General features: G+C 70.5%; 7 protein-coding genes. 4 read left to right on the forward strand and 3 right to left on the reverse strand.

From position 1 onward, the window contains the following. Positions 1-3 precede the first annotated feature (3 nt). Complete coding sequence (locus tag AC1RSK_RS23350; protein ID WP_492910089.1) at positions 4-2,349, reverse strand: glycoside hydrolase family 95 protein; 2,346 nt, start codon at positions 2,347-2,349, stop codon at positions 4-6. Positions 2,350-2,620: 271 nt separating this feature from the next. After that, complete coding sequence (locus AC1RSK_RS23355) at positions 2,621-3,694, reverse strand: MBL fold metallo-hydrolase (protein WP_492910090.1); 1,074 nt, start codon at positions 3,692-3,694, stop codon at positions 2,621-2,623. 145 nt (positions 3,695-3,839) lie between these two features. On the opposite strand from AC1RSK_RS23355, the gene AC1RSK_RS23360 reads away from it, so the two are divergent. After that, complete coding sequence (locus tag AC1RSK_RS23360; RefSeq protein WP_492910091.1) at positions 3,840-5,183, forward strand: hypothetical protein; 1,344 nt, start codon at positions 3,840-3,842, stop codon at positions 5,181-5,183. 110 nt (positions 5,184-5,293) lie between these two features. Here AC1RSK_RS23360 and AC1RSK_RS23365 read toward each other — a convergent pair whose 3' ends face one another. Next, positions 5,294-5,695, reverse strand: coding sequence for a hypothetical protein (locus AC1RSK_RS23365; protein WP_492910092.1), 402 nt, complete (start codon positions 5,693-5,695; stop codon positions 5,294-5,296). A gap of 156 nt (positions 5,696-5,851) precedes the next feature. On the opposite strand from AC1RSK_RS23365, the gene AC1RSK_RS23370 reads away from it, so the two are divergent. From AC1RSK_RS23370 to AC1RSK_RS23380, 3 genes are all read left to right on the forward strand, one after another. Further along, positions 5,852-6,034 (forward strand): hypothetical protein, encoded by a 183-nt coding sequence (locus AC1RSK_RS23370; protein ID WP_492910093.1) that lies wholly within the window; start codon positions 5,852-5,854, stop codon positions 6,032-6,034. A gap of 39 nt (positions 6,035-6,073) precedes the next feature. Further along, on the forward strand, positions 6,074-6,466 hold the full coding sequence (locus tag AC1RSK_RS23375; RefSeq protein ID WP_492910094.1) for a globin: 393 nt from the start codon (positions 6,074-6,076) through the stop codon (positions 6,464-6,466). Between the two features lie 169 nt (positions 6,467-6,635). Then, positions 6,636-7,625, forward strand: coding sequence for a proline iminopeptidase-family hydrolase (locus tag AC1RSK_RS23380; RefSeq protein ID WP_492910095.1), 990 nt, complete (start codon positions 6,636-6,638; stop codon positions 7,623-7,625). Positions 7,626-7,752 lie beyond the last annotated feature (127 nt).

Genomic DNA, 7,752 nt, shown 5'->3' on the forward strand with positions numbered 1-7,752 from the left:
CTCTCACGTTCGGCGGTAACGCCCGCGCCCGTCCAACACCACCGTCTCCAACGCGCCCCGATACCGCAGCGCCACCGTCGCACCGGCCGGCCCGCTGATCTCCAGCCTCGCCAGCCGGCCCCGCCGCCAACTGATGTCCAGCGTCAGCCCGCCCCGCGCCCGCACGCCCTTCAGCGTCCCCGACGGCCAGGCCGTCGGCAGGGCCGGCAGCAGCAGCACCTCGCCGCCCCAGGACTGGACCAGCATCTCCAGGATTCCCGCCGCCCCGCCGAAGTTGCCGTCGATCTGGAACGGCGGGTGGGCGTCGAACATGTTGGGGTAGGTGCGCTGGGGTCCGGTCAGGGCTTTCAGCACCTCATGGGCGTGGTCGCCCTCGCCCATCCGCGCCCACAGGCACAGCCGCCAGGCCGTGCCCCAGCCGGTCGCCAGGTCGCCGCGCCTGCGCAGGCTGGTCTTGGCCGCCTCGACCAGGGCCGGGGTGTCGCGGACATTGGCCTGGCTGCTCGGATAGACGGCGTAGAGGTGGGAGACGTGCCGGTGGTTCTGTTCCGGCGCCGCCGCGTCCCAGTCCTCCAGCCATTCCTGCAGCTGGCCGGCCTTGCCGATCCGGTCCGGGGCCAGCCGCGCCCGCGCCTCCGCGACCCGGCTGGCGAAGGCCTCGTCGCGACCGAGCAGGGCGGCCGCCTGGGCGGTGTTGTCGAACAGATCGCGCAGGATCTGCCGGTCCATGGCCGGCCCGGCGCACAGCGACGAGCCGAACGGATGCTGGTTCTCCGGCGAGATCGACGGCGAGGTGATCAGGCCCCGGCCTTGCGGATCCTCGATGAGGGTGTCGAGGAAGAACCGCGACGCCCCGGCCATCAGCGGATAGAGCCGCTCCAGCACGCGGCGGTCGCGGCCGTAGTCGTAATGGTCCCACAGGCTGTTGCAGAGCCAGGCCCCGCCGCAGGGCCACATCCCCCACTTTGGCCCGTCGATCGGCGCGGCGGCCCGCCACAGGTCGGTGTTGTGGTGCGCCACCCAGCCTTGGGCGCCGTACATGATCCTGGCCGTCTCCGCCCCGGTCACGGCCAGCTCCTCGACCATGCGCAGCAGCGGCTCGACGCAGGCGCCCAGGCCCGCCGGATCGGCCGGCCAGTAGTTCATCTCGGTGTTGATATTGATCGTGTACTTGCTGCCCCAGGGCGGGTTGGTCCCCTCGTTCCACAGGCCCTGCAGGGTGGCCGGTTGGCCGCCCGGCCGCGAGGCGGCGATCAGCAGGTAGCGGGCGAACCGGAAATAGAGGGCGGCCAGATCGGGGTCGTCGGCGGTCTCGGCGGCGGCGATGCGGGTGTCGGTCGGCGCGGCCGCGGCGGCGGTGCGGCCCAGGTCCAGGGTCACCGTCCCGTACAGCGCCTGGTGATCGGCGATGTGGTCCCGGCGCAGCGCCGCATAGGGCCTGGCGGCGGCGGCTTGGCCCTGGCGGCGAACCTGCGCGACCGGATCGCCGCTCACGTCCTGATAGTTCACATAGCTGCTCGCCGCCGTCAGCAGCAGGGTGACGGCCTTCGCCCCCCGCACCGTCAGCCGGCCGCCTTCGACCGTCACCTGGCCGTCCGACAGCGCCTCGATGCGCAGGGCCCAGGTCAGGCCGGCCGGGGTCGCTTCGCCGGCCTCGTTGCGGCCGGTGATCAGCAGGGCCGCCTGGCCATCGGCGGCGATGGCGATGCCGGGGCGGGGCTCGCCGCCCGCCTCGGCCCCCAGCCAGTCGACCGTCGTCTCGGCGACCAGCGGCGTCGCCGAGCCGCTGTAGTCCGGATCGATGTGTTTGACCTTGCGGGGCCCGCGATGCTCAAGGTCGAAATCGATCGTCCCGCCGCTCGCCTCCAGCCGCAGCACGACCACCTGGTCGACCGCCGAGACGAAGGCCTCCCGCCGCACCTCGCCCGCCGCGTTGCGGAACCGGGTCGTGGCGATCGCCGTCTCCAGGTCCAGCTCGCGCTCGAATTCCGTCGGAGTTTGGGCGCCCGGGAAGGTCAGCAGCACATCGCCCAGGGTCCCGTAGGACATCTGCCGCAAGGGCCTCGCCATGACCCCGGCGCTGGCCAGCTCGGTCGCCTCGACATAACGCCCGGCGGCGATCAGCGCCCGCACCTTCGGCAGGGTCTCCAGGGCGTCGGGATTGGCCGGCGAGTAGGGCGATCCCGCCCACAGGGTGCTCTCGTTGAGCTGCAGCCGCTCCTGCCCGACCCGGCCGAACACCATCGCCCCCAGCCGCCCGTTGCCCAGCGGCAGCGCCTCTTCCCAGCGCGCCGCCGGCTGCCGGTACCAGAGCCGGGCCCTGGCCGGCCGCGCCTTGGTGAACCCCATCGAGGGCAGGGCGGCTCCCCCGGCTCCCGCCAGAACCGCACGTCGCGATGGTCCCGACAGGCCCATGCTGTCCTCCACTGGTAGCGCTAACATTGTTGTTGAACCTTCGTACCGCCATCGCGCCGACCTGCCAATGCGCCCCGGCCTGGCCGACAACGATACGCGCTGACAGGCTAGTGGGATCGGCTGTCGGGTCGTTCGCGCAGCACTCGCCGGGCGTTGTCGATGAGGTCGATGCTTTCAAACCAGATGTCGGAGGGCCGGCGGGCCATCACGCCGCCCGGTACCAGGTCACCCCGTCGGCGTCCGTCTCCGCCACCGCCCGGCCACGCCCGATCAGGCAGTTGAGGTGGGCCAGGCTCTCGCCCGTCGCCATGCCCATCAGCTCCGGCCCGATCGGTCGCGCGAACAGGCTGCCGAACACGTCGATGGACCGTTTGGGCGCCTCGGAGATCGACTTCTCCAGCCGGCCCAATTGACGTTCGTGCCCCGCCGCCAGGTGGTCGAGCCGCGCGTGGACGCCATAGAAGGGGTCGTTGTGGGCCGGCAGCACCAGCACGCCCTCGGGGACCAGCGCCTTCAGCTTGGCCAGCGAACTCAGCCAGTCGGTCAGCGGGTCGCCGTCCGGCTCGGTCGGGAACACCGACACATTGGAGGAAATCCGCGGTAGCACCTGATCGCCGCTGATGAACAGGTTGAGCTCGGGACACCACAGACAGGCATGGTCCGGCGAATGGCCGTTGCCGGTGATCACCTTCCAGTCGTGGTCGCCGACGCGGATGGTCTCGCCGTCGGTCATCCGCCGATAGCTGTCGGGCAGCTGGTAGATGGCCTTGCCGAAGCCGCCGAAGCGGGCCCGGTAGTTGTCGATGGCGTCCTCGTCCCAGCCGGCCGCCTTGTAGAACCGCAGGCCGTCCTCCGGCGCCTCGCGGCCCGTATCGGCCACCAGCATGCGGCACTGGATATACTCCAGCCGTGTCATCCACAGCCGGCATTGGAACTTGCGGGTCATCCAGCCGGCCAGGCCGATATGGTCGGGATGCAGGTGGGTGACGATCACCCGGGTGATCGGCTTGCCGCCCAGCGCCCCCTTGAAGGCCTCGCGCCAGGCCTGCGAGGTCTCGCGGGTCTGCATGCCGGTGTCGACGATGCACCAGCCCTCGCCGTCGGCCAGGGCCCAGACGTTGATGAAGCCCAGTGGCCCGCCCAGCGGCTGGCGCAGCCACAGCACCCCCGGCGCCACCTCCACCGCATCGCCCGCACCGGGCGTCGGCACGGTCTCGAACGGATAGTCGAGCTTGGGCCTGCGCAGCTCCGTCGAGATATCTTCCACGCCGTCGTGCACTGTGTCTCTCCGATGAACGCGGCCATCATCCCGCGTTCAGCCCGCCGCCGCAATTGCGCCGGTTAAGGGAGGCATCTTGACCGCTTCGGGAACGGGGCGTTTAAACCCCGAAACAACAGCCTATCCCCAGGGAGCTCGGGTAGACATGAGTCGCAACCGTTTCGGCGTCGCCGCCGCTGTCGTCTTGGCGATGCTCGCCACCTCCGCCGTCACCGTCGCGGCTCCCAAGAAGGAAGAAAAGGCCGCCCCGGGCGCCATCTCCCAGAAGGATCGCGACCGCGGCATGGCCGAGGCGCCGGCTCTGGCCAAGGCCGCCGGCCTGGCCTGCAACATCACCGAGGCCCGTTTCACGGTCGCCGACAGCAAGACCAAGACCAACTACTTCGAAGTCGCCTGCGACCAGGGCTTCGGCTACATCGTCGCCCAGGACCCGGCCAAGCCGGCGCCCCAGCTGTTCCCCTGCTTCGACGCCGAGAAGAAGGTCAAACAGGGCGAGAAGGAAGTCGAAAGCCCGCTGAAGTGCAAGCTGGCCGGCAACGCCAACCTGCAGGGCCAGCTGGCCCCCTACCTGGCCAAGGCCGGCAAGACCTGCAACCCGACCGGCTACCGCTACATCGGCGCCAGCCCGACCAAGACCTACATCGAGGTCGCCTGCGGCCCCGGCACGGGCTTCGTGGTCGAGACCGCCTCGCCGGCCAACCTGTCGGGTGAGGTGCGGGCCACCTCCTGCATCAGCTTCGACGCCGCCGACACCCGCGCCTGCCAGCTGACCGACCGGGCCAGCCAGCTCGCCGTCGTCGACGCCCTGGTCGCCAGCTCGGGCAAGACCTGCGCCGTCAAGGACAAGCGCTACGTCCTCACCACCACCACCGGCGCCAGCTGGTTCGAAGTCGCCTGCCAGGCCGGCGACGGCTACATGCTGGAGCAGCTGGGCGACGGCAAGAACGGCAAGTCCGTGGCCTGCGCCGACGCTGACTTCGTTGGCGGCGGCTGCACCATGACCGACTCCCGCGCCGCCAAGACCGAGCAGAACGCCCTCTACACCCGCCTGGCCGGCAAGGTGGGCTTCACCTGCGACGTCGCCCAGTACGGCATCTTCAACGTGCCCGGCAAAGAGATCGTCGAGCTGAAGTGCAACGACCGTCCCGACGGCGCCGTCGTCGAGTTCAAGGGCGCGGCCAGCGGCGTGGTCTACCCCTGCGCCATCGCCGAGGCGCAAGGCTACCGCTGCTCCTTCACCAAGAAGGACCCCGGCTACGCCCAGGTCACCAAGGACATCAAGTCGTTCAAGGACAACTCCACCTGCGTGGTCCGCGAGACCCGTCCGATGGACAAGGCCAGCGACGCCGCCGTCTACATGGAAGCCAACTGCGCCGACAATTCCGGCTCCTACATCGTCGGCTACGCCCGCGGCTCGACCAAGCCGGTGGAAGTCCTGTCCTGCGCCCAGGGCAAGGCCTTCGGCCCCTGCAAGCTGCCCGGCAATTGATGTTCCTCCCCCATCGGGGGAGGTGGCAGCCGCGTAGCGGCTGACGGAGGGGGTCCCCACCGTCATGACAACGAGGGGCCCGCCGGGAAACCGGCGGGCCCTTTCGCTTTTCAGGCGATCGCGGCGGGGTCGCTCCGCCGGTAGCCGAGATATTCCAGCGCCGTCAGTCCCACCACGCCCAGAGCCTGGGCGATGACGAACAGCTCGCCGACCAGGGTTGGCCGCACCCAGCCGCTGGCCAGCAGCAGGACGCTGGCCGCCACCCAGCCGGCGTTGCCGCCCAGCACCAGCCAGACCATCGGGGCCGGGGCGCTGGACCGCCGCGCCAGCCAGGCCATCACCGCCGCCACCGCCAGCAGCACGACGCCGGCCATCATCAGCAGGGCCGGCGGCAGGCCGGTGATCCCGGCCAGCGGCAGGCCGCCGGCCGTCATCGCCACCCCCATCGCCGCGCAGGTCGCCGCATCGAACCCCAGGGTCCGCCGCAGCAGGGTCGAAAGTTGCATGGTCATCGTCTCGCTCCATCCTCTGGTCGCCCCATCCCGGGGCCTGAAGCGATCCTCGCGGAGGCAGGGAGGCGGGTCGATTACCTCACGGGTCATCCATCGGCGGACCGGAACCAAGCCCGCCGGTCCGCGCTTGGTCTGGGCCAGATGCAGGAGGATCAGATGGCGAACGGAAACAGTGGGGGCAATTCAGGCCTGGCCTTCGTGGTCGGCGGCCTGCTGGTGCTGGTGGTGCTCATCGGCGCCTTCCTGATTTTCGGCGGCGGCCTGACCCAGAAGAAGTCGGTCGATGTCAACATCAAGGCTCCCGAAATACCGGCGCCCAAGGTTCCGAGCGGCGGTTGAGTCTCGCCAGCCGGCCGCAACCATGCCATGGCGCCAGCCATGGCCGCCGACCTCATCCGCCAGTCCCTTGAGCAGCTCGCCGAGCGGCAGGGCGATCCGACGTCCCAGGTCTACGCCCGCCTGTTCGCCGCCCGGCCGGACGCGCAGGCCCTGTTCGTCGGCGACCGCACCGGCGCGGCCCGCGGCGAGATGCTGGCCCAGGCCTTCGACGCCCTGATGGACCTGGCCGAAGGCGGCCAGCAGGGCGCCCGCCTGATCGCCATCGAACGGGTCAACCACGAGGGCCTCGGCGTCCCGCCCGAGGTCTTCGCCGACTTCTTCCCGGTGGTGGCGCAGGTCGTCCGCGAGAGCCTGGGCGAGGACTGGACGGCGGAGATGGCACAGGCCTGGGATGAACTCACCGACAAAGCTCGGAAGCTGGCGGACGGCTAGACGGGCTCAATTGCAACGGCATCCTTTATTTCCGATCATCCCGACGAAAGTCGGGACCCAGCTGGCAAACCAAAAGACAGGCTGGCGCTGATCAGAGCGAATGCCCTCGTTCCGGTGGACACTGGGTCCCGACTTTCGTCGGGATGATCGGATCTTTGTGGGGGTTCCAATGACCGTTCTTCACACCCGCCGCACCACCCTCGGTCTCCTCGCCGGCGCCGCGACCCTCACCCTCGCGCCCGCCGCCCACGCCGCCCCGACCCCACTCACCGCCGTCCCGCCGCCGGACCGTGAGCTTATGGTCCCTGTCCCCGGCGGCCGGATCTACGTCCGCGTCAACGGCGACCTGAAAGCCCCCCGCCCGCCGCTGCTGATGGCCCACGGCGGCCCCGGCGGCAGCCATGCGGCCAACCTGCAGGCCATCGCCCTCAGCGCCGACCGCGCCATCGTCCTCTACGACCAGCTCGACTGCGGCCGCTCAGACGCTCCCGGCGACCCAAAGAACTGGACCGTCCCCCGCTTCGTCTCCGAGATCGACCCTATCCGCCAGGCCCTTGGCCTCGAACGCCTGCATTTCCTCGGCCACAGCTGGGGCGGCACGCTGGCTGTCGAGTACGCGGCCCGCCGCCCCTCCGGCCTGGCCAGCCTGATCCTGCAGGGGCCGCTGGTCTCGACGGCCATCTGGATCGCCGACGCCGACCGCCTGCGCGCCACCCTGCCGCGCCCCGTGCGCGACACCCTGACCGCCTGCGAGACCCTGCCCGCCGCGACCCCGGCCTGCGAGGCGGCGACCGACATCTTCTACCACCACTTCAACGCCATCGAGCGCCGCCCGGCCTGGGCCCAGGCCTATCGCCAAAGCCTGCCGATGGGCTTCAACCCCCGGCTCTACCAGGCCCTCTGGGGCCCCAACGAGTTCCGCGCCACCGGCCAGCTCAAGGCCTACGACGGCGCCCCGCTCCTGCGCCGCATCGCCGCCCCGACCCTGGTCCTCGGCGGCCAGTTCGACAGCGCCAGGCCCGAGACCTGCCGCCGCTTCGCCCGCATGATCCCGCGCGGCGAGGCCCAGACCATCCCCGGCGCCGCCCACGCCATCCAGGTCGACCAGCCGCAGCGCTGGCTGACGGCGGTGGACGGCTGGCTGCGGCGGTTTGATTGACAGTTCCTCCCCCATCGGGGGAGGGGGACCATTGCGCAGCAATGGTGGAGGGGGTCACCGCCCCAATCGGCGGGTAAACCTGTTGAAGCTGAACCGCCGGTGGGAACCCCCTCCACCACGCGCTGCG

Source organism: Caulobacter sp. GW821-FHT11A05 (assembly GCF_058809015.1).

Bases quoted from the DNA above. Each gene is read 5' to 3' on its own strand.
- AC1RSK_RS23360 (WP_492910091.1), top strand. From the start codon at position 3,840: ATGAGTCGCAACCGTTTCGGCGTCGCCGCCGCTGTCGTCTTGGCGATG.
- AC1RSK_RS23370 (WP_492910093.1), top strand. From the start codon at position 5,852: ATGGCGAACGGAAACAGTGGGGGCAATTCAGGCCTGGCCTTCGTGGTC.
- AC1RSK_RS23350 (WP_492910089.1), bottom strand. From the start codon at position 2,349: ATGGGGTTCACCAAGGCGCGGCCGGCCAGGGCCCGGCTCTGGTACCGG.
- AC1RSK_RS23365 (WP_492910092.1), bottom strand. From the start codon at position 5,695: ATGACCATGCAACTTTCGACCCTGCTGCGGCGGACCCTGGGGTTCGAT.
- AC1RSK_RS23380 (WP_492910095.1), top strand. From the start codon at position 6,636: ATGACCGTTCTTCACACCCGCCGCACCACCCTCGGTCTCCTCGCCGGC.
- AC1RSK_RS23375 (WP_492910094.1), top strand. From the start codon at position 6,074: ATGGCCGCCGACCTCATCCGCCAGTCCCTTGAGCAGCTCGCCGAGCGG.